Annotated in this window: 23 protein-coding genes; 22 read left to right on the forward strand and 1 reads right to left on the reverse strand. The window is 59.8% G+C overall.

Translation table 11 applies throughout. The features are described 5' to 3' along the window. Window positions 1-13 precede the first annotated feature (13 nt). From Q0O05_RS03980 to Q0O05_RS04085, 22 genes are all read left to right on the forward strand, one after another. Window positions 14-1,090, forward strand: coding sequence for an RluA family pseudouridine synthase (locus tag Q0O05_RS03980; RefSeq protein WP_293660628.1), 1,077 nt, complete (start codon window positions 14-16; stop codon window positions 1,088-1,090). Window positions 1,091-1,209: 119 nt separating this feature from the next. Next, the gene (gene scpB, locus Q0O05_RS03985; RefSeq protein WP_293660600.1) at window positions 1,210-1,827 is read left to right on the forward strand and encodes an SMC-Scp complex subunit ScpB; all 618 of its coding nucleotides are present in this window, start codon (window positions 1,210-1,212) and stop codon (window positions 1,825-1,827) included. After that, window positions 1,824-3,116: a pseudouridine synthase gene (locus Q0O05_RS03990; protein ID WP_293660601.1), complete on the forward strand. Its 1,293-nt coding sequence runs from the start codon at window positions 1,824-1,826 to the stop codon at window positions 3,114-3,116. Before scpB ends, Q0O05_RS03990 begins: the two co-directional genes overlap by 4 nt. A gap of 68 nt (window positions 3,117-3,184) precedes the next feature. Next, the gene (ndk, locus tag Q0O05_RS03995; protein ID WP_293660602.1) at window positions 3,185-3,610 is read left to right on the forward strand and encodes a nucleoside-diphosphate kinase; all 426 of its coding nucleotides are present in this window, start codon (window positions 3,185-3,187) and stop codon (window positions 3,608-3,610) included. A gap of 6 nt (window positions 3,611-3,616) precedes the next feature. Next, a complete protein-coding gene (gene rlmN / locus Q0O05_RS04000; protein WP_293660603.1) occupies window positions 3,617-4,780 on the forward strand; it encodes a 23S rRNA (adenine(2503)-C(2))-methyltransferase RlmN in 1,164 nt (387 codons plus the stop codon). Further along, on the forward strand, window positions 4,761-5,600 hold the full coding sequence (gene pilW / locus Q0O05_RS04005; protein ID WP_293660604.1) for a type IV pilus biogenesis/stability protein PilW: 840 nt from the start codon (window positions 4,761-4,763) through the stop codon (window positions 5,598-5,600). The genes rlmN and pilW overlap by 20 nt, the downstream gene beginning before the upstream one ends. Continuing rightward, window positions 5,593-6,501, forward strand: a complete 909-nt coding sequence (locus Q0O05_RS04010; RefSeq protein ID WP_293660605.1) for a helix-turn-helix domain-containing protein — start codon at window positions 5,593-5,595, stop codon at window positions 6,499-6,501. The genes pilW and Q0O05_RS04010 overlap by 8 nt, the downstream gene beginning before the upstream one ends. Then, window positions 6,501-7,769, forward strand: coding sequence for a flavodoxin-dependent (E)-4-hydroxy-3-methylbut-2-enyl-diphosphate synthase (gene ispG / locus Q0O05_RS04015; protein ID WP_293660606.1), 1,269 nt, complete (start codon window positions 6,501-6,503; stop codon window positions 7,767-7,769). The genes Q0O05_RS04010 and ispG overlap by 1 nt, the downstream gene beginning before the upstream one ends. Before the next feature lie 6 nt (window positions 7,770-7,775). After that, complete coding sequence (hisS, locus tag Q0O05_RS04020) at window positions 7,776-9,089, forward strand: histidine--tRNA ligase (protein ID WP_366519036.1); 1,314 nt, start codon at window positions 7,776-7,778, stop codon at window positions 9,087-9,089. A gap of 12 nt (window positions 9,090-9,101) precedes the next feature. After that, window positions 9,102-9,752, forward strand: a complete 651-nt coding sequence (locus Q0O05_RS04025) for a tetratricopeptide repeat protein (RefSeq protein ID WP_293660607.1) — start codon at window positions 9,102-9,104, stop codon at window positions 9,750-9,752. A gap of 16 nt (window positions 9,753-9,768) precedes the next feature. Next, entirely contained in the window at window positions 9,769-10,887 is a 1,119-nt protein-coding gene (bamB, locus tag Q0O05_RS04030; protein ID WP_293660608.1) for an outer membrane protein assembly factor BamB, read from the forward strand. A gap of 12 nt (window positions 10,888-10,899) precedes the next feature. Beyond that, window positions 10,900-12,237, forward strand: coding sequence for a ribosome biogenesis GTPase Der (gene der / locus Q0O05_RS04035; protein ID WP_293660609.1), 1,338 nt, complete (start codon window positions 10,900-10,902; stop codon window positions 12,235-12,237). A gap of 105 nt (window positions 12,238-12,342) precedes the next feature. Continuing rightward, window positions 12,343-12,585 (forward strand): RNA chaperone Hfq, encoded by a 243-nt coding sequence (gene hfq / locus Q0O05_RS04040; protein ID WP_293660610.1) that lies wholly within the window; start codon window positions 12,343-12,345, stop codon window positions 12,583-12,585. 56 nt (window positions 12,586-12,641) lie between these two features. Next, window positions 12,642-13,781 carry a GTPase HflX gene (gene hflX / locus Q0O05_RS04045; RefSeq protein ID WP_293660611.1) on the forward strand — a complete coding sequence of 380 codons (1,140 nt, stop codon included), beginning with the start codon at window positions 12,642-12,644 and terminating at the stop codon, window positions 13,779-13,781. A 103-nt stretch (window positions 13,782-13,884) separates the two neighbouring features. Beyond that, the gene (hflK, locus tag Q0O05_RS04050; protein WP_293660612.1) at window positions 13,885-15,249 is read left to right on the forward strand and encodes an FtsH protease activity modulator HflK; all 1,365 of its coding nucleotides are present in this window, start codon (window positions 13,885-13,887) and stop codon (window positions 15,247-15,249) included. Between the two features lie 9 nt (window positions 15,250-15,258). Beyond that, a complete protein-coding gene (hflC, locus tag Q0O05_RS04055) occupies window positions 15,259-16,164 on the forward strand; it encodes a protease modulator HflC (protein WP_293660613.1) in 906 nt (301 codons plus the stop codon). 1 nt (window position 16,165) lies between these two features. Next, a complete protein-coding gene (locus Q0O05_RS04060; RefSeq protein ID WP_293660614.1) occupies window positions 16,166-16,357 on the forward strand; it encodes a DUF2065 domain-containing protein in 192 nt (63 codons plus the stop codon). A gap of 57 nt (window positions 16,358-16,414) precedes the next feature. Continuing rightward, entirely contained in the window at window positions 16,415-17,563 is a 1,149-nt protein-coding gene (locus Q0O05_RS04065; RefSeq protein WP_293660615.1) for an ATP phosphoribosyltransferase regulatory subunit, read from the forward strand. An 11-nt stretch (window positions 17,564-17,574) separates the two neighbouring features. Next, window positions 17,575-18,951 (forward strand): adenylosuccinate synthase, encoded by a 1,377-nt coding sequence (locus Q0O05_RS04070; RefSeq protein ID WP_293660616.1) that lies wholly within the window; start codon window positions 17,575-17,577, stop codon window positions 18,949-18,951. 74 nt (window positions 18,952-19,025) lie between these two features. Further along, window positions 19,026-19,550: a phosphoribosyltransferase gene (locus Q0O05_RS04075; protein ID WP_293660617.1), complete on the forward strand. Its 525-nt coding sequence runs from the start codon at window positions 19,026-19,028 to the stop codon at window positions 19,548-19,550. Between the two features lie 28 nt (window positions 19,551-19,578). Then, window positions 19,579-20,784 (forward strand): PLP-dependent transferase, encoded by a 1,206-nt coding sequence (locus Q0O05_RS04080; protein WP_293660618.1) that lies wholly within the window; start codon window positions 19,579-19,581, stop codon window positions 20,782-20,784. Window positions 20,785-20,852: 68 nt separating this feature from the next. Continuing rightward, window positions 20,853-21,101: a hypothetical protein gene (locus Q0O05_RS04085; protein WP_293660619.1), complete on the forward strand. Its 249-nt coding sequence runs from the start codon at window positions 20,853-20,855 to the stop codon at window positions 21,099-21,101. A 74-nt stretch (window positions 21,102-21,175) separates the two neighbouring features. On the opposite strand, the gene Q0O05_RS04090 is transcribed toward Q0O05_RS04085, so the two are convergent. Next, window positions 21,176-21,757, reverse strand: a complete 582-nt coding sequence (locus Q0O05_RS04090; protein WP_293660620.1) for an arylesterase — start codon at window positions 21,755-21,757, stop codon at window positions 21,176-21,178. Window positions 21,758-21,818: the final 61 nt, after the last annotated feature.

Below are 21,818 nucleotides of genomic sequence, written 5' to 3' on the forward strand. Positions count from 1 at the left end.
CAGCAGTGTTGCCATGGTCGCCAGCACGGTGGCACAAACGACCGATAATTTCGCACGCAGCATCTTGGGGACTTTCTTGAATCAGACCGGTGTAATTATATCGACGCACTCCTCAGAGGCAGACCCTGACGAAGTAGCGGATATCACCGGCGAGAGCGAGACCCGCCACCTGATGGTGGGCCCGGCTGAGCACACTGAACGGCTGGACCGGGCGCTAGCACTGCGCATCGACGAGTTCTCCAGAAGCTACCTCCAGCAGTTGATTGAATCCGGCGCAGTGCAGGTCAATGGCAAGCCGGTGTCCAAGACCTCGCACAAGGTCAAAGTGGGCGATGCGGTGTCGGTGGAGCTCAAGCCAACCCCGCAATCCCAGGCCTTCAAGGCCGAGCCTATGGCGCTGGATATCGTGTTTGAGGACGAGCACCTGCTGGTCATCAACAAGCCTCCGGGCCTGGTGGTTCACCCGGCACCCGGCAACTGGAGCGGCACCTTGCTCAATGGCTTGTTGGCTTACAGCCGCCACGCAGGCCAGGTGCCGCGGGCGGGCATTGTTCACCGTCTGGACAAGGACACCAGCGGGCTCATGGTGGTCGCGCGTGACAGGCTCACCATGGATGCCTTGGTCAAAGCCATCGCCGCGCGCGAAGTCAGCCGGCAGTATTTCGCCATCGCCCACAAGACTTGGCCTTGGAAGACGCTCAAGGCGGTGGATGCGGCGATAGGGCGTGACCCCAGAAACCGATTGCGCATGTCGGTGGTGGACTTGGCCCTGTATGCTGGCAAGGAGGCGCGAACCGATGTGGAACTGATCTCCAACAGTCAGGTCGCGTGCTGGGTGCGCTGCATTTTGCACACCGGCCGCACCCATCAGATTCGTGTGCACATGGCGCACTTAGGTCACCCTCTGGTGGCAGATGCCGTCTACGCAGGGGCACCTGCGGCAGACATGCAGCGCCAAGCCTTGCACGCCTGCCGCTTGGCTTTCCGGCATCCGGTCACGGGTGCTGAACTTGTTTTTGAGTCCAATCCGCCTGCAGATTTTCAGGCACTCGGTGCTGCGCTGGGGCTCAGTTACAATGCGACGACCTAACCGGGAGGTTTATAGCTAACGACTGCGTCGGGTAGCTCAGGTCAAATCCGTTTCACTGTGCCGCATGCGACTGAAATCAGTTTGCTACCGTTCCGGCCCTCCATCACTGTTTCCTGACTATGAACATGGTCGATGCCAAGCGGGTTCTTGAAACCGCTTTGATTTGCTCTCAACAACCTTTGCCGCTGAAGGCTTTGCGTGATTTGTTTGCGGACGAAGTTGGCGCCGATACGCTGAAGACATTGTTGGAGGAACTCCAGACCGAGTGGGCGGGCAGGGGTGTGGAACTGGTCCAAGTTGTGAGCGGTTGGCGTTTTCAGAGCCGCCCTGAGATGCGTCAACACCTCGATCGGCTGAACCCTGAGAAGCCGCCACGTTACACCAGGGCCACTTTAGAGACCTTGGCCATCATTGCCTACCGGCAACCCGTCACCCGGGGTGATATGGAAGATATCCGAGGGGTCACCATCAGTTCGCTTCTCTTGAAGCAGCTGGAAGACCGTGGTTGGGTGGAGGTTATCGGGCACCGTGAGGCCGCCGGACGCCCCGCCTTGTATGCCACGACACGACAATTTCTGGATGACCTGGGGCTGACGTCCTTAGACCAATTACCTTTGCTGGATACACCGCAGGCACGGGAAAAAAGAGATGCAGTGCAGCCCGCCAATGATGGCGAACAAATGCTGATGACCCTGCAGTCCGCAGCAGACGCAGTGGATGATGGAAAACTGATATGAACATCAACAACGATAACGGTAACGGTAACTATCAAGAGAACGAGTTTCCGGACGAAAGCCAGTCGCAAGCTGACGTGGAGAAGCTGCCAGGGGAATTGAGCCCTTCCGCCGCTGCGCTGTCCGCTTCCGCGCAAGTCCAGCTTCCAGCAGGTGGTAACCGGTTCGATGATGTGATTTCGGGCCAATTTGATGCGGACGAAGAGGCCGAAGATGTGGTCCTTGCCAAGCGCGTCTTGGCGCCGCAGGCGGAAACCCCGAAGTTGCACAAGGTCCTCGCGCAATCAGGCATGGGCTCTCGTCTTGAGATGGAGCAGCTCATCCTGGAGGGGCGTATCTCTGTCAACAATGAGCCGGCCCATATCGGGCAACGCATCCAGTTCGGCGACAACATCAAGGTCAATGGCAAGCCCATTCGCTTCCGGATTGCACCGCCTCCTCCGCGCGTCATCGCTTATCACAAGCCTGTCGGGGAAGTGGTCACCCATGATGACCCCCAGAATCGCCCCACCGTTTTCAGGCGCCTGCCCAAATTGCACCAGGGCAAGTGGCAATCCGTCGGACGTTTAGACCTGAATACGGAAGGTTTGCTTTTGTTCACCAGTTCGGGTGAATTGGCCAATAACTTGATGCACCCACGCTTCGGCTTGGAGCGGGAGTACGCCGTCCGTGTGTTGGGTGCGCTGACCAAAGACGAAAAGCAGGCCTTGTTGAACGGCGTTCAGCTCGACGATGGGCTGGCCCAATTCGGCTCGATTGAAGACGGCGGCGGCGAGGGCGCTAACTGTTGGTATCGCATCACCATCTCAGAAGGGCGTAATCGGGAAGTTCGCCGCATGCTCGAGTCTGTGGGGCATGCCGTAAGCCGCTTGATTCGGATTCGATACGGCGCGATGGTTCTTCCGCGCGGCTTGAAGCGGGGCGCGTGGATGGAGTTGGATGAATCCGATATCCAAGGTTTGATGCAAGCTGCCGGAGCCGGCAGGCCACGGGATCGCGAAGAAGGCGCGACAAACGGAGCCCGCCCCAGAGGTCGAGGCGGTCGCCAAGGCGGTCGCGGTCCGGCGCTTCCTAACGGCGCGGCGGCATCGCAGGGGCAACCGGCACGTCAGGGGCGCCCTAAATCCGGCAAAACCGGGCAGCGACAGGATGGCGCAGCGCAGCCTGATCCTATGAAAACATCACTTGGCTACATTGGTGCAGACAGCTTTTCACGACAACGTCAGGAAACCTCCGGCCGTGGCCGTCCCGGCGGCGGCGGACCACGCAGAAACGGTGGTCGTAGCAGATAATGCCGATGCTAAACTTGGCGGCTTTGTCTGGTAAGGGCAATTCATTTTTTCACTCTTAGGGAATCCACATGGCAATCGAACGCACTCTTTCCATCATCAAGCCAGACGCAGTGGCAAAAAATGTGGTTGGTCAAATTTACGCCCGCTTTGAAGCGGCTGGCCTGAAGGTTGTGGCTGCCCGTATGGCGCATCTCTCCCGCGGCGAAGCAGAAGCCTTTTACGCCGTGCACAAAGAGCGCCCTTTCTTCAAGGATCTGGTGGACTTCATGATTTCTGGCCCTGTGATGATTCAGGCGCTGGAAGGCGAAGGCGCTATCGCCAAGAACCGCGACCTGATGGGCGCGACCGATCCCAAGAAGGCTGCTCCCGGCACCATCCGCGCAGATTTCGCGGACAGCATTGATGCCAACGCTGTCCACGGTTCTGACGCACCCGAAACAGCAGCGGCGGAGATCAGCTTTTTCTTCGCTGGCATGAACGTTTATTCGCGTTAATGCAGCATGGCGGTCAATCTACTCGACTTTGATCTCGAGGGTCTGACCGCCTTCTGCGAAAGCTTAGGCGAAAAAAAGTTTCGCGCTACCCAGTTGTTTCGCTGGGTACATCAAAAAGGCGCAAGCAGTTTTGATGACATGAGCGACCTCGCGAAGTCGCTCAGAGACAAGCTCAAAGACCATGCAGAGGTCTTGGCCCTGCCTGTCCTGACCCAACACATCTCTTCGGACGGGACCATCAAATGGTTGTTTGATGTAGGGGCGGGCGATGCGGTAGAGGCGGTTTTTATTCCCGAGGCTGATCGCGGCACCTTGTGTGTATCTTCACAGGCGGGCTGCGCAGTGGGGTGCCGGTTCTGTTCCACCGGCCATCAGGGCTTCAGCCGCAACCTCAAGACCTGGGAAATCCTGGCCCAGCTTTGGTTTGCCGAACATTTCCTGCGTAAGCACTTAGGGACCACAGATCGCGTCATCTCCAATGTAGTGATGATGGGCATGGGCGAGCCATTGCAAAACTATGCCGCCCTGATTCCCGCCTTGAAAACCATGCTCGACGACCATGCTTACGGTTTGTCCCGGCGCAGGGTGACGGTGTCCACGTCGGGCGTCGTGCCCATGATGGACCGCCTTGGGCAGGACTGCCCGGTTGCCTTGGCCGTGTCTTTACACGCCCCCCAGGACGCCTTGCGCGATAACCTGGTGCCTTTGAACAAAAAGTATCCCCTGGCGGAGTTGATGTCGGCGTGCGTCCGCTACCTGGCGCATGCGCCCCGAGATTTCATTACCTTTGAATACTGCATGCTCGCGGGCGTCAATGACAGCTCTGAACACGCGCTGGCGCTGCTCGCGTTGGTGCGAGACTCCGGCGTACCTTGCAAATTCAATCTGATTCCTTTTAACCCTTTTCCAGCTTCGGGCTTGACGCAGTCTGCTCCGTCGGTGGTGCAGGCGTTTTCGAACATCTTGACGTCTGGTGGTGTGGTCACCACAGTGCGTAAAACCCGCGGTGATGACATCGACGCTGCTTGCGGCCAACTCGCGGGTGATGTGAAAGACCGGACCCGGGTTGGAGACCGAATGTCAAAGCAGCGGACGGTTATGCTGCATCTGGTTCGCAGCCCAGAGGCAGCCACCCACGACAAGCCCATCCATGAACCAAGCAGCCATTAAGGCATCACTCTCAGTTGCCAGCACGCAAAAGCGCCTTTTGCTGGCTTGCCTTTGCCTGCTGCTGCTGGGTATTTTGCAGGGCTGTGCCAGCCCGCTACCTGCCAGTACCTTGGCTGGAGATGTAGTGACAGACTCCGATGAGCCCCTGGCTCGCAAGCGCGCAAAAATCCGGCTCGAACTTGCCACGGGCTATTACGCCAACGGGCAGACCACAATCGCCTTGGACGAACTCAAGCAATCGATTAACGCGGATCCCAGTCTGCCCGACGCGCACAATTTGCGCGGCCTTGTCTACATGCGCTTAAACGACTTTGCCTTGGCTGAAGAGAGCTTCCGGCGGGCGCTCCAACTCAGTCCGCAGTCGGCCAGCATTCAGCACAATCTGGGTTGGCTCCATTGCCAGCAAAATCGATTTTCTGAATCTAGCGCGCAGTTCATGTCAGCCATTGCGATCCCTGGAAATCCGGATCGTGCCAAGTCTTGGATGGCTATGGGTGTGTGCCAGATGAAGGCCGGTGCCAGCGCGGATGCACTGGTAAGCCTCTCTCGAGCCACCGAGCTGGACCCGGAAAATCCTGTTGCGGGGTACAACCTGGCGCTGCTGCTGCTTCAGCGTGGTGAACTGGCCAAAGCACAATCCCAGGTCCGGCGCATCAACAACGGCGCTTATGCCAATGCAGAATCTCTCTGGCTGGGTATCAAAATTGAAAATCAGCTGGGCAACAAAGAGGCCACGACGCAACTCGGTGGACAATTGAAGAAGCGTTTTGCCTCATCCAAAGAGGCTGCACTTTGGGAGCGGGGAGCTTTGAATGAGTGAAATTGAAACCAGCGGCATCCCGCGGATCCCTTCCGCAGAGCCGACTGCTGGGCGTTTGTTGCGTGCTGCCCGTGAAGCCTCCGGTATGCACATTGCGGCCTTGGCAGTTGCCATGAAGGTGCCGGTCAAGAAGCTCGAGGCCTTGGAAGCTGACCGTGCCGACTTGCTGCCCGATGCCGTGTTCGTGCGCGCTTTGGCGTCTAGCATGTGCCGGGCCCTGAGGGTGGATTCAGCCCCCGTGTTGGACTTGTTGCCAAAAATAGGCTCGCCCCAGTTGCAGCCCACAAACAATGGCCTCAACGAGCCCTTTCGCAATGCCGGTGAACGATCAAGCGCGGGTGCGGGTGGGCTGTTCAGCCGACCTGCATTTCTCATTGTCATAGCTCTGCTGTTGGCCGCGCTCGCAGTGTTTTTCGTGCCTGAGCTGCATTGGGAAGATTTCTCCCGCGGGCCAGACGAGGTGACCAGCGCGACGCTTGCCACCAAAGAGGTCTCATCAGAGCCCCTGGCTGCTGACAAGCAAGAGGATCGCCCAGCTCCAGCGCCGGTAGAAGTGGTACCCGCTCCCGCGCGCACCGAAGCAGCAAGCGCACCGGTGGTCGTTGTACCTAGCGCACCCGCGCCTGTAGTTGCAGCTCCGCCTAGCCCGGCGGCCCCTAAGTCGACAGATATGGTCAGCATCCGCGCCAAAGAGGACACCTGGGTGGAGGTGGTCGACGCCACGGGTACGGTGTTGCTGCGCCGTATTGTCCCGGCGCAGGGTGTTGCTTCGGCCACCGGCAGTGCGCCCCTTGCGGTGGTCATCGGCAGAGCCGATGCCGCAGCGGTGGAGGTGAGAGGTAAGCCATTCAGTATTTCGGCGTTTTCAAAAGAAAACGTTGCCCGTTTTGAGGTGAAGTAGTGCAGCAAGCAACGCCTATCGCGCTGGCGCAACCCTTAGTCCGCAAGACACTGCAGTCCATTGTGAAGTGGGCTGACAACGAAGTCACCGTGGGCGGCGATGCGCCGGTCCGTATACAGTCCATGACCAATACCGATACCGAAGACGCTGTCGGAACGGCTATTCAAGTCAAAGAGTTGGCGGCTGCCGGTTCTGAGTTGGTGCGCATCACGGTGAACACCCCGGAGGCCGCACAGGCTGTGCCCTACATCCGCGATCAACTGGACCGTATGGGCGTGAGCGTCCCTTTGATTGGAGACTTTCACTACAACGGTCACCGACTTCTCAGCGAGTTTCCCGATTGTGCACAGGCCCTCTCCAAGTACCGTATCAACCCCGGCAACGTGGGTAAGGGCGACAAGCGCGACCGCCAGTTCTCGCAGATGATTGAAGCGGCCATTCAGTGGAATAAGCCGATCCGCATCGGCGTGAACTGGGGAAGCCTGGACCAGGAGTTGCTTGCCGGGCTGATGGACGAAAACAGCCGCCGCGCCCAACCTTGGGACGCTAAACAGGTGATGTACGAAGCACTCATCACCTCCGCACTGGAGTCAGCGCAGCGCGCAGAAGAAATTGGTTTGCCGGGCCATCAGATCATGTTGTCTTGCAAGGTGAGTGGCGTTACCGACCTGATTGCGGTGTACCGGGAGCTAGCGAAAAGATCCCGGTATGCGCTGCATCTTGGGTTGACGGAAGCCGGTATGGGCACCAAGGGAACCGTGGCATCTGCCGCGGCGTTGGCCATTCTGTTGCAAGAGGGGATTGGTGACACCATTCGCGTGTCCTTGACACCGGCTCCGGGAGAGGCCAGAACCCAGGAAGTGGTGGTGGCTTCCGAGATCATTCAGTCGTTGGGATTGCGCAAGTTCGTGCCCAGCGTGACCGCGTGCCCCGGCTGCGGCCGGACCACCAGCACCACGTTCCAGGAACTGACCAAACAAATTGATGACTTCCTTCGTAACCAGATGCCGGTATGGCGGTCCCAGTATCCCGGCGTGGAAAATATGAAGGTGGCCGTCATGGGCTGCATCGTGAACGGCCCGGGTGAGAGTAAGCATGCGGACATCGGCATCAGCTTGCCCGGAACCGGCGAGGCCCCTGCAGCCCCGGTTTACATCGATGGCGAGAAACGAATGACGCTGCGCGGCGAGGGCATTGCGCTGGAGTTCCAGGCTATCGTCGAAAACTATATTCGTGAGCGTTTCAGTCCCCGTTCACAGGAATCCTGAAAGCGTATGTCCGAGAAAACCAGTCTGCGTAAGGCCGACAAAATTGTTGCCGTGAAGGGCATGAACGATATCCTTCCCCCTGACTCTGTGGTGTGGGAGACCTTGGAGGAGCGGGTTCGGAATTTGATGCGCCGCTTTGCCTTTGAAAACGTTCGAACACCTATTGTGGAGCCCACCGCGCTATTCGTGCGCGGCCTTGGCGAAGTGACCGACATTGTTGAAAAAGAGATGTACTCTTTTGACGATCGGCTCAACGGCGAAGCACTCACCCTGCGGCCCGAAAACACTGCGGGCGTCGTGAGGGCAGCGGTGGAGCATGCGCTGCTCTATAACGGGCCCCGCCGGCTTTATTACATGGGACCTATGTTCCGGCACGAGCGGCCGCAGCGTGGCCGTTACCGTCAGTTCCACCAAATTGGAGCTGAAGCGCTCGGTTTTGGGGGCCCGGAGGTGGATGCTGAGGTGATCCTTATGGCGCATCTGCTCTGGCAGGAGCTGGGCCTAAGGGGTGTCGAGCTGCAGATCAATAGCCTGGGCCAGCCGGATGAGCGCAAAAGCCACCGCGCAGCCTTAATTGAACACTTCGAGGCGCACAGGCAGTCTCTGGACGAAGAGGCCAAGCGCCGCTTGCATCTGAATCCGCTGCGTTTGCTCGACTCCAAGAACCCGGCTATGCAGCCGGTAATTGAAACGGCCCCGAGGCTGATTGATTTTCTGGGTGATGCTTCGCAAGCGCACCTGCAGGCAGTCAAAGACATTCTGGATGCCCATCAGGTTGCATACACGGTTAACCCGCGGCTGGTTCGTGGTATGGACTACTACAACCTCACCGTCTTTGAGTTCGTGACCCACAAACTCGGCTCTCAGGGGACGGTGTGTGCGGGTGGTCGCTACGATTATTTGATTGAGCAAATCGGCGGCAAGCCCGCGCCGGCTGTGGGTTGGGCCTTGGGCGTGGAGCGGGTTCTGGAGCTGCTGAAAGAGTCGCAGGTGAGCATGACTGCGCCCGCACTCGACGTATTTGCCGTGATCCCCGACATCGAGTCATTGCCGCAGGTAATGCCGCATTTGCAGGCCCTGCGCGTTGCGGGCCTGTCGGTTCAAATGCAGGCCAGCGGACCGGAGGGCATGCCCGGCATGAAGGCGCAATTCAAGCGCGCAGACGCCTCGGGGGCTCGCTATGCCTTGATTTTTGGCGCAGATGAACTGAAGGCCGGCGTGGTCGCTGTCAAGTCTCTGCGTGACCCCGGCATCTCCCAAGAATCCCGTACCCTGACTGACATCGCACATTGGGTTCCCGGCCTGATGCCACACGTTTAATTCATCAACACAATGGCAAATCATCTCGACCTCGAAGAACAAGAGCAGCTTGACCAGCTCAAGCATTTTTGGAAACGATACGGCAACCTGATTACATGGTTGCTCATAGCAGTGCTGGGTTCTCTTGCTGCGTGGAACGGCTACCAGTGGTGGAACAAGCGTCAGGCCGAGCAGGCCTCAGCCATGTTTGACGAGGTGGAGAGGGTTATTTCCGGCGGGGATGTGGTCGCTGCTGAACGCGCTTTTTCGGACATGAAGCAACGCTTCCCCTCCACCGTCTATGCACAACAGGCCGGTCTCACCTTGGCTCGGGTGGCCTATATTTCGGGTAAGCCCGAGGTCGCACAAAACGCACTAGCCTGGGTTGCAGAGAGTTCGGCAGACGCGGGACTTGCAGCTGTGGCAAAGATTCGTCACGCTGGCCTGCTGCTGGAATCCAAGAGCTTTGAGTCAGCTATGAAGCTGCTCGAAGGAAGCTTTCCCGCCGAATTTGCCGGTCTTGTCGCGGACAAAAAAGGCGACGCCATGCTGGCGCAGAACAAGCCGGAGCAGGCTATTGCGTTTTTCCGCGAGGCCTATAAGCAATTGCCCGAGCGCGAGCAATATCGCCGTTTGGTGGAAGTGAAGCTCGCGTCTTTGGGCGTGGCAGCCAGCGCGAATTGATCAGGCTCTCCTACCTATGCTGAAACTATTCAGGTTGATTGCTAGCGCAGTGCTCTGCATGGCTGCGGTCGCTTGTTCGGGCCCCGCCAAACCCAAACCCACCGAGTTGTTGCCAGCCCCTTCGCTGATGCCCGTTGTGCGCGTCTGGGAATCGAAAATTGGTGAAGTGGGGTTTGCGCTCGACGCGAAAGTGGTTGGTTCCCTGGTGGTGCTGGCGTCCAGCGACGGTGCCGTCAAGGCCTTGGATGTGGACACTGGAGCCGTGCGCTGGGCCGCTCAACTAGACACCAAAATCGTTGCCGGCGTGGGTGTGGATGGCGATAAGGTTGCCGTGGTGACCGCTTCCGGCGACTTGAGCATCCTGCAAGATGGTAAGCCGCTGTGGCAGCAAAAGTTAGGTGCCTTGGCGATCACGCCGCCGCTCCTGGCTGGCGGGCGGGCCTATGTCGTCACCCTGAACAAGACGGTGATGGCTTTTGACGCTTCTTCCGGTAGAAGACTCTGGCAATTGCAGCGCGAGGCAGACTCTCTGGCCCTAGGCAAGGCCGGCGTGCTGATGCCGCTGGGTGACACCTTGGTAGTGGGTCTGGGTGGGCGATTGTTGGGGCTCAATCCATCCACCGGAGCACAGCGCTGGGAGATTCCCGTAGCGGTGAGTCGGGCCACCAACGAGGTGGAGCGGTTGGTCGATGTAGTGGCCGGCGTGAGCCGCTTGGGTTCGTCGGTCTGCGTGCGGGCTTACCTGCACAGTGTGGCTTGTATTGATGCGGCAAGCTCGAAGCTGGTGTGGTCTAAAGCCGCTGCCGGTACTACAGGAGTGAGTGGTGACGCGGTCGCTGTGTTTGGCGCTGAGTCTGACGGACGTCTGGTGGCCTGGCGCCGCGCCGATGGCGAGCGTCTGTGGCAGACCGAGACATTCAAGTGGCGCGATGTGGGCCCGCCGGTGCTGCTGGGCTCGTCGGTGGCGGTGCCTGACGGGGTGGGGCTCATCCACCTGGTTTCAGCGCGGGATGGAACTTTGTTGGGGCGTATGTCGCTGGATGGTTCGCCACTGGCAGCAGCCCCGGTGCTTGCAGGAAAAACCCTGATCGTGGTGACCCGAAAGGGAGGCGTTTTGGCCTTCCGTCCAGAATAAAAGAGGTCTCGCATGAAGCCAGTTATCGCCCTCGTCGGGCGACCCAACGTCGGTAAATCGACGCTTTTCAACCGGCTCACCAAAACCCGCGACGCGATTGTGGCTGACTATGCCGGCCTGACGCGCGATCGCCACTATGGCAACGGCAAACACGGTAAGCGCGAGTTCATCGTGATTGACACCGGCGGCTTTGAACCGGATGCCGGTAGTGGCATCTTCAAGGAGATGGCCAAGCAGACACGGCAGGCGGTTGCCGAAGCTGATGTGGTGGTTTTTGTGGTGGATGCCCGTGACGGCTTGTCTGCGCAGGACCACGATATCGGCAACTACCTGCGTAAGCTGGGCAAGCCATGTCTGGTGATTGCCAACAAGGCCGAAGGCATGAAGGCGGGGGCTCAACTCTCCGAGTTTTATGAGCTTGGCTTGGGCGAAGTGTTTCCGGTGTCCGCGGCCCACGGACAGGGAACTCGCACGCTCGTAGAGATGGCCTTGGACGCATTGCACTTGGACGATGACGATGCTGAGCCTGAGGCGCAGGATCCGCAGGTCATCAAGCTCGCCGTGGCAGGGCGCCCCAATGTTGGCAAATCGACTCTGATCAATACCTGGCTGGGCGAAGAGCGTTTGGTCGCTTTTGACTTGCCAGGCACCACGCGCGATGCCATCACAGTGCCATTTGAGCGCGATGGACAGAAGTTTGAGCTGGTGGATACCGCAGGCCTGCGCCGCAAGGGCAAAGTGTTTGAGGCGATTGAGAAGTTCTCGGTCGTTAAGACGCTGCAGGCCATTGAGTCGGCTAGTGTGGTTTTGCTCCTGATTGATGCGGAGCAGGGAGTCACTGACCAGGACGCGCATATCGCGGGCTATATTTTGGAATCCGGCCGTGCGGTGGTGGTAGCGGTCAACAAATGGGACGCCATTGATGAATACCAGCGCGAGCTGGTGAAGCGCTCCTTGGAGACGCGTTTGGGTTTTTTAAAGTTTGCATCGTTGCACCTGATTTCCGCCAAGAAGCGGCAGGGGCTAGGGCCGGTGTGGGACTCCATTGCCCAGGCGCACAAGGCGGCAAACTGCAAAATGCCAACCCCTGTGTTGACGAGGCTCCTGCTGGAAGCCGTGCAGTTTCAGACACCCAAGAAGACAGGTGCCTATCGCCCTAAGTTGCGATACGCCCACCAGGGTGGAATGAATCCGCCCATCATCGTGATTCACGGCAACTCGCTGGAGCATGTGACAGAGGCCTACAAGCGCTTTCTGGAAGGGCGCTTTCGTAAGGAATTTAACCTCATCGGAACGCCCTTGCGCATCGAGATGAAGTCCTCTCAAAACCCGTTTGCCGACAAGGACTGAACTCCTTTGGCTAATCTCCGCGCCGTCCCGGCATCAGTACGGTTTTTGGGGCTTTTCGGTGTGGTATCTTCAACCTATTATTAATTTTTGAACACGGAGCATATCGTGAGCAACAAAGGCCAACTCCTTCAAGACCCCTTCCTGAACGCGCTGCGTCGGGAGCATGTGCCGGTCTCCATTTATCTGGTGAACGGCATCAAATTGCAGGGTCAAATTGAGTCTTTCGATCAGTACGTCGTGCTGCTTCGTAACACCGTGACTCAAATGGTTTACAAGCACGCAATTTCCACCATCGTTCCCGGCCGCGCTGTGAACCTGGCGGCTGCGGAAGACACCCCGGCAGAGTAAGGCACTAGCAGGCGAAGCCCTTTGGGGCTCTTCGCACTGCGCGCCCCCAAGCCTCATTGACCCATCCGTCCGACAGCAAAACTGCGCCGACCATTCTGGTGGGCGTTGACTTTGGCGTTGCAAACTTTGATGCCGAACTCGAAGAGCTTGGCTTGCTCGCGCAAACTGCCGGCCTCCAACCGGTCGGCAGAATCGTGTGTAAGCGCCGCGCCCCGGATGCGGCGTTGTTTGTGGGGTCCGGCAAGGCGGAGGAAATTCGCCAATTGGCCTTGGAAACAGGCGCGACCGAGATTCTTTTCGATCAAGCCTTGAGCCCTGGCCAGCAGCGCAACCTCGAGCGGCATCTGCAAATGCCGGTCAATGACAGAACGTTTTTGATCCTCGAGATTTTTGCGCAGCGGGCGCGCAGCCACGAGGGGAAGCTGCAAGTCGAGCTGGCGCGCCTGCAGTACCTCAGCACGCGCCTGGTGCGTCGATGGTCCCACTTGGAGCGCCAGCGCGGCGGCATTGGTACGCGCGGCGGACCCGGCGAGACGCAAATCGAGTTGGACCGCCGGATGATCAGCGAGAACATCAAGAGGACCAAAGAGCGTTTGAGCAAGGTCAAACGCCAACGCCAAACGCAGCGCCGTCAGCGCGAGCGGCGGGACGCCTTCAATATCTCCCTGATTGGCTACACCAACGCCGGCAAGTCGACGCTTTTCAATGCGCTGGTCAAGGCACGGGCCTACGCGGCAGACCAGTTGTTTGCCACGCTGGACACCACGACCCGACAGCTTTACCTAGGCGAGGGCAGCCGCTCGGTGTCCTTGTCCGACACGGTCGGGTTTATTCGTGACCTGCCGCATGGACTGGTAGATGCATTTCAGGCAACCTTGCAGGAGGCGATTGACGCTGACCTGCTGCTGCACGTTGTAGATGCCTCTAACCCCGACTATGCAGAGCAAATTGCGCAGGTGCAGTCGGTGCTGAAGGAGATTGGTGCCCAGGACATTCCGCAGTTGTTGGTATTCAACAAGGTCGATGCCATGGGGCCCGACTCTTTGCCCTTACGGAATTCGGATAGCTTTGAGATAGAGGGCGTTCAAACGCCCCGTGTGTTTGTGAGCGCTAAAACCCTGTCGGGCCTGCCTCGTCTCCGGGAAATGCTAGCCGAGCGGGCTAAATTCGTCGCTGATCTGCCCCTGAGCCCCTGACATCGCCTTTTATTTACCCTCACTGGCACGGGGGCGCCCTGGGACTTGGCACAATGCGCACACCCGATTTTGAGAAACACCCATGAAATTTCCTGCGTTTCGAATGACGAGCCCCCCCTTCCTGCTGTGGTTGCAGCAGGTGTTTAACTTAAACGATTCCCGCTGGGGCCGTGGCGACGACAAGAAGGAAGAGGGCGCATCCGGCGCCCCTCAGGGCAATGGGTCCGAGCCGCCAAACAGCCCGCCCGAAACACCTCCCCCCCGCCCCAGGAATAGCGCGCAGTCAGGCCCGCCTGACCTGGACGAGCTCTGGCGCGAATTCAACCGCAAGTTGAATGGCTTGCTGGGCGGTGGCGGAGGCAAGCGGCCCTCCGGCGGTGGCGGTGGCGGTGGCGGTTTCCAGCCTGACATGCGCAGTGCTGGCATTGGCGTCGGGGTCATTCTGGGTGTGGTGTTCTTGATCTGGTTGGGCACGGGTTTCTTCATCGTGCAGGAAGGCCAGCAGGCTGTGATCACCCGATTCGGTCAGTACAAGAGCTCGGTGAATGCCGGCTTTAACTGGCGGCTGCCGTTTCCAATCGAGAAGCATGAGCTGGTGTTTGTGAGCCAGATCCGCTCGGTGGACGTGGGCCGTGATGTGGTCATGAAGGCCACCGGCCTCAAGGAGTCGGCCATGCTCACGGAAGACGAAAACATTCTCGACATCAAGTTTGCAGTGCAATACCGCCTGAGCGACGCCCGGGCCTTCTTGTTCGAGAGCAAAAACCCCAGTGAGGCAGTGGTGCAAGCTGCCGAGACCTCGATCCGCGAAGTCATGGGCAAGATGAAGATGGACGCCGCTTTGTCTGAGGAGCGCGACCAGATTGCGCCGCGAGTGCGCGCGCTGATGCAGACCATTCTGGATCGTTACAAGGTGGGCATCGAGGTCGTGGGCGTGAACTTGCAGCAGGGAGGTGTTCGCCCGCCGGAGCAGGTGCAGGCATCGTTTGACGATGTGCTCAAAGCCGGCCAGGAGCGCGAGCGCGCCAAGAATGAAGCACAGGCCTACGCCAACGATGTGATCCCCCGTGCGGTAGGCTCCGCGTCTCGTTTGAAGGAAGAGGCTGACGCTTACAAGGCCCGCGTGGTTGCGCAGGCGCAGGGTGATGCGCAGCGCTTCCGCTCGGTCTACAGCGAATACCAGAAGGCGCCCCAAGTCACGCGTGACCGTATGTATCTGGACACCATGCAGCAGATCTACAGCAACGTCACCAAGGTGGTTGTGGATTCCAAGCAGGGGTCTAACCTCCTTTACTTGCCCTTAGACAAGGTATTGCAAATGACCGGCTCGCCTTCCGGGTCAGAGCAGCCCGCTGCGACCGGCGCCTTTATCCCGCAGACGCCCGCCACCATGCCGGCCGCTGGCGCCAACAATTCCGACCCGCGCAGTCGTGACACTTCCCGCACCCGTGACCGCGACGTACGCTAGGAACCCGCTATGAACCGCATTGGACTCTTTCTTTCTTCGATCCTGGTGCTGCTTGCACTGGCAAGTTCGACCCTGTTTGTTGTAGATCAGCGCCAGTTTGGCGTGGTCTATGCCTTGGGCCAAATTAAAGAGGTCATCACCGAGCCGGGCCTGAACTTTAAATTGCCGCCGCCTTTCCAAAACGTGTCCTACATCGACAAGCGCCTGCTGACGCTGGACAGCACCGACGCCGAGCCCATGCTCACGGCGGAAAAGCAGCGTGTTGTTATTGACTGGTATGTGCGCTGGCGCATCACCGAGCCATCGGAGTACATCCGTAACGTGGGCTTGAATGAAGGGGCAGGCGCCAGCCAGCTCAACCGTGTGGTGCGCAACGCGTTCCAGGAAGAAATCAACAAGCGCACCGTGAAAGAGTTGCTCTCGCTCAAACGCGAGGCCTTGATGGAAGACGTGAAGGCCGAGGTGCTTGACAAGGTGCGTGGCGCCAAGCCGTGGGGCGTGGACGTGGTGGATGTGCGCATCACCCGGGTCGATTATGTCGAGGCAATTACGGAGTCGGTCTACCGCCGTATGGAAGCCGAGCGTAAGCGCGTGGCCAATGAATTGCGTTCCACCGGCGCTGCCGAGGGAGAGAAAATACGTGCCGACGCCGATCGGCAGCGGGAGATTACCGTCGCCAACGCCTACCGGGATGCTCAGAAAATCAAGGGTGAGGGCGACGCCGAAGCCGCTCGCGTTTACGCAGATGCTTTTGGCAAAGACCCGCAGTTCGCACAGTTCTATCGCAGCCTCGAGGCCTACAAGAGCAGCTTCGCCAACAAGAGCGATGTGATGGTGCTCGACCCGTCGAGCTCGGAGTTCTTCAAGACTTTCCGCGGCGGTGGCAGTGGCGCCGTGCCGGTTGTCAAAAAATAAGTTGAACTTGGACGCTGTGTGGCTGGCCATCGGCCTTGTGCTGGTGTTGGAGGGCTTGTTTCCTTTTGCATCTCCGCAAGCTTGGCGGCGTCTTTTCACCCAGTTGTTGCAAATGCGGGATGGCCAGATTCGCTTCTTTGGCGTTTGCAGCATCCTGGCGGGACTAGGGCTGATTTGGGCGCTGCTGCCCTGATTTCCGGTCGCTAAGGCCGGTAAAATCGCCTTTTTAACAGCATCCCCCTTCACATTCATGTCTGCCTGGGTCCTTCCGGATCACATTGCCGATGTGCTGCCCTCCGAGGCCCGCCACATCGAAGAAATACGTCGCGATCTGCTGGACATAGCCCGTTGCTATGGCTACGAGCTGGTGATGCCGCCTTTGCTCGAGCACCTTGAGTCCCTGCTTTCAGGCACCGGCCGGGCGCTGGATCTGCAAACTTTCAAACTCGTCGATCAGTTGTCCGGCCGCATGTTGGGTCTGCGCGCTGACAGCACGCCGCAGGTGGCCCGCATCGATGCGCACTTGCTGAACCGCCGCGGAGTGACCCGGCTGTGCTATTGCGGCCCGGTGCTGCACACCTTGCCCGCCGCGCCCTATGCCAGCCGTGAACCATTGCAGTTTGGAGCTGAGATTTATGGTCATGCCGGCCTGGAGGCGGATCTTGAAATTCTCACTCTCGCGCTGGATGCGCTTCGGGGTGCTGAGGTTGGCACGTTGGCAGTGGACTTGGCCGATGCGCGCATCGTCACCTGCCTGCTGGACGGCTCAGGCTTGAGCGCTGAGCGGCAAAGCGAGGTGCTGGCTGCCCTGGTCACCAAAGACAGCAGCACCTTGGGCACGCTCACCGCTGCTTGTCCGCCCGACGTTGCCGCAGCGCTTCAAAGCTTGGTGCACATGTACGGCGGGACTGAGGTGCTTGACCGCGCTCGCCGCAGCTTGCCGGCCTTGCCCGGGATTGCAGAGGCCTTGGACCACCTGCAGTGGTTGGCCGGCCATCTGGAGGGTACCCGTGTGACGTTTGACCTGGCTGACCTGCGAGGTTACGCCTACTACACCGGCGTCCGGTTTTCTATTTTTGCGGCAGGGGCGGGTGATGCTTTGGCGCGCGGTGGACGCTACGATGAGGTGGGCTCGGTGTTCGGGCGCAAGCGTCCGGCGGTGGGTTTTAGCCTGGACGTCAAGGTATTGGCTCAGGCCGCGAAGGTGCAGCCTCTGCGCGCTGCCGTTCGTGCGCCGTGGGGGGAAGACGCCTCTTTGCGTGCAGCGATTGCGGAGCTTCGCCAGCGGGGTGAGACGGTCGTATGTGTGCTGCCCGGGCACGGGAGTGAAGTCGATGAGTTCCATTGCGACCGTGAGTTGGTGCAAGCCGCTGGTCAGTGGGTCGTAAAAGCTATTTAAAGCGGATTGAAATGAAAACAACCAAAGGTCGGAATGTGGTGGTGGTCGGCACCCAGTGGGGCGACGAGGGCAAGGGTAAGCTCGTCGACTGGCTCACCGAAAGCTCGCAGGGCGTGGTGCGCTTCCAGGGCGGCCACAATGCGGGCCACACCTTGGTCATCAACGGCGTCAAGACCGCCCTGCACTTGATTCCCTCGGGCATCATGCGCCCGGGTGTCAAGTGCTACATCGGCAACGGGGTGGTTTTGTCTGCCGGAAAGTTGTTTGAAGAAATCGAGGGCCTCGAGAAGGCGGGTGTGGAGGTGCGCTCCCGCTTGCGCATCAGCGAAGCCTGCCCGCTGATATTGCCCTTCCACGTGGCGCTGGATGTGGCCCGCGAGGTCTTCCGCGAGAAGGGCGGCACTGCCAAGATTGGCACCACCGGCCGCGGTATCGGCCCCGCGTACGAAGACAAAATCGCCCGCCGTGCCTTGCGCGTGCAAGACCTCAAGCACCCCGAGCGGTTTGCGGCCAAGCTGCGTGAGCTGCTGGATTTGCACAACCATGTGCTGGCCAGCTACCTGGGCTCAGAGGCCTTTGATTTCGGCCCCTTGCTGGCGCCGTTCATGGTGCAAGGGCGGGTGCAGTTTGAGCCGGTGTTTGCTCAGGCCATGGAACACGCGGCCTTGCTCAAGCCCATGATGGCCGACGTGTCCCGCGAGCTCAATGAAGCCAACCTGGCTGGCGCCAACCTGCTGTTCGAAGGCGCTCAAGGTACTTTGCTCGACGTGGACCACGGCACCTACCCTTATGTGACCTCCAGCAACTGCGTGGCTGGCAATGCCGCCGCAGGAGCTGGCGTGGGGCCGGGCATGCTGCATTACATCCTGGGCATCACCAAGGCCTACTGCACCCGCGTCGGCGGCGGCCCGTTCCCCACCGAGCTGGATTGGGAAGTGCCCGGCACCCCGGGCTACCACATGAGCACCGTGGGCGCTGAGAAAGGCGTCACCACCGGACGCTCGCGCCGCTGCGGCTGGTTTGATGCCGCGCTGCTCAAGCGCTCCGCGCAGGTGAACGGGCTGTCCGGCTTGTGCATCACCAAGCTCGATGTATTGGATGGCCTCGAAGAACTCAAACTCTGCACCGGTTACGAGGTCGACGGCGAAATGGTGGACATCCTGCCCATGGGCGCCGACGAAATTGAACGCTGCGTGCCCGTCTACGAGGTGATGGATGGCTGGAGCGACAGCACTGTGGGCGTCACCCAGTACGACAAGCTGCCGGTGAACGCGCGCTTGTATTTGCAGCGCATCGAGCAGGTCACTGGGGTGCCCATCCACATGGTATCCACCAGCCCCGACCGCGACCACACCATCCTGATGCGCCACCCCTACCTGCCCGAGTAGGCATTTTTGAACCCTTTTAGGCCCCTGACGCCCGTACAGACTGCGCGAGCAGCTACTATTTTAGGAGCATTCCGATGTTGACTGAAGACGGCAAGCACCTCTATGTGAGCTACGACGAGTACCACAACCTGATCGAAAAGCTGGCCATCAAAGTGTTCCAGTCGGGTTGGGAGTTCGACACCATCCTGTGTCTGGCCCGCGGCGGCATGCGCCCCGGGGATATTTTGTCGCGCGTGTTCGACAAGCCGCTGGCGATCATGTCCACCAGCTCCTACCGTGCCGAGGCCGGCACCCAGCAAGGCGCGCTGGACATCGCCCGCTACATCACCACGCCCAAGGGCGAAATTGCCGGCAAGGTCTTGCTGGTGGACGATCTGGCCGATTCCGGCCACACCCTGAATGTCGTCATTAACCAGCTCAAGAACAACTACGCCCCTATCACCGAACTGCGCAGCGCGGTGATCTGGACCAAGGCGGTGAGCGTGTTTACGCCGGACTATTCGGTGGAGTTTTTGCCCACCAACCCATGGATTCATCAGCCGTTTGAAAGCTACGACGCTCTGCGTCCGCAGCAGCTGATTCAGAAGTGGAGCGTGTGACGCGCATCCGGTGAGGCAGGGCAGCCGCATGACCGACCCCATCACCCACCTGATTCACCACCCGTATCGGGCACCCGACGGATTCGAGGCGCCGCAGCCTGGCATCTTCAAGGCGTCCACCGTGTTTTTCCCGTCCGTCGCAGCCATGCGCAGCCGCGAGTGGAAGAACAAATCCGCCTACACCTACGGACTGCACGGAACCCCCACCAGCTACGCGCTGGAGGAACGCATTGCCACGCTGGAGGGCGGCACCGAGTGCCTGCTGGTGCCCAGTGGCTTGGCGGCGCTGGGACTGGTTGCCATGTCCCTGCTCAAAAGCGGGGACGAAGTCCTGCTGCCGGACAACGCCTACAGCCCCAACAAGGCCATCGTTGAGGGTGAACTCGCCGGCTGGGGCATCACGCACCAGTACTACGACCCGATGGATCCCGAAGACCTGGAAGCCCAGATTTCGAGCCGCACCAAGTTGGTCTGGCTGGAGGCGGCGGGCTCGGTCACGTTGGAGTTTCCTCATCTGGTGGAGATGGTGCGTATCTGCCAGCGGCGCAGGGTTCTGACGGCGCTGGACAATACCTGGGGCGCCGGGCTGGCCTTTTGCCCGTTCGACCTGGTGCCGGGCTCTGCAACGCCGCTGGGGGTTGATATCTCGGCGCATGCGCTCACCAAATACCCCAGTGGCGGTGGTGATGTGCTCATGGGCAGCGTGGTGACCCGCAACCCGGGGCTGCACCTGAAGCTCATGCTCACCCATATGCGCTTTGGCATTGGCGTGGGAATGAACGATGTGGAATCGGTGCTGCGCTCCCTGCCCAGCATGGCCTTGCGCTACCGGGCCCATGACGAGGCCACCCGCAGCCTGGCCGTCTGGGCCCAGACACAGGCCGAGTTTGTGCAGGTCCTGCATCCGGCGCTGCCGGAGTCACCCGGCCACCATCATTGGATGGCCCTGACCGGCGGCGAAGTAGGCACTGCGGCGGGCCTGTTCAGTGTGATCATCGATTCGCGCTTCCCGCAGGCCCGGACCGACGCCTTCTGCGACGCCCTCAATCTCTTCAAGCTCGGCTACAGCTGGGGCGGGCCCATCAGCTTGGTCGTACCCTACGAGCTGGAGAGCATGCGCAGCGCATGGCCGCAGCACTTGCTGCGCGGAACACTGGTGCGTTTCTCCATCGGCCTCGAGGCAGTGCAAGACTTGCAGGCTGACCTCGAACAGGCGCTCCTGGCGCTGCGCTGACTGCCGGTGCCGGGCGGCATGCGCCGGTGGTGAGGTGTTACAGTCGCTGCATATAACGAAAGCGCACTTTGGCAACTCCCAATTACGGATACGAAAAACGTCAGAAAGAACTGGCAAAGAAGAAGAAGAAAGAAGAAAAGCTCAAGCAAAAGGCCGACCGCAAAACCGGCGACGGCCCTGAGCTCACACCCAACGAAGCCGCAGAGCAGGCGGCTGAATATGCTGCCCAGCAGGCTGCCGTCGCTTTGGTTGAAGTGGCAACTCCAGACCAGCCTTCGACCGGATCTCCCGCTGCAGGAGCCGTAGTCCCGGGCTGAACGCCGACTCAGCAGCCTCTAAGGTACCAGGCCGGGCACGTGTGCTCCTAAAGTGCATCGGTGCGAATGCCTCTTCAAGGTTTGACTAGTCGCTTGATCGCAGGCCACATGGTGTTGAGGATGATGGGGTGCGCCTCCTCATTGGGATGAATACGGTCGGCCTGAAACAGCGCCGCCGCATTGGGCACATCGGCCACCCCCTTCAGCAAAAAGGGAACCAGCGCGGAACGGCTTCGCTTGGCTACCGTGGCAAAAACCTCGCTGAATCGCTGGGTGTAGTCCTCACCGTAATTGGGCGGCACCTGCATGCCGGCGAACAATACTTTGGCGCCACTGGCCTGAGCGGCTTCGGCCATGGCCAGCAGGTTGTCCTGGGTCATGGACAGGGGCAGTCCGCGCAGGGCGTCGTTGCCGCCGAGCTCAATGACCACCACGCTGGGCCGGTGCTGCGCCAACAACGCCGGCAGGCGCGAGCGGCCGCCCGAGGTGGTGTCGCCGCTGATGCTGGCGTTCACCACCGTTGCTTTCACCTTCTCAGCAGCGATGCGTTTTTCCATCAGCGCCACCCAGCCGGTGCCGCGTTGCAGGCCGTATTCCGCGCTCAGCGAGTCTCCCAGCACCAGCACTTTGGCGGAGGCGGCTTGTTTGGCGAGCACTTCATTTGCCCCTGCAAATGGGGCCAAAATCAGCAGCGCGATACAGTGTCTACGAACTACA

Origin of the sequence: Rhodoferax sp. OV413 (assembly GCF_945881795.1) — a bacterium.
Lineage (GTDB): Bacteria > Pseudomonadota > Gammaproteobacteria > Burkholderiales > Burkholderiaceae_C > Allorhodoferax.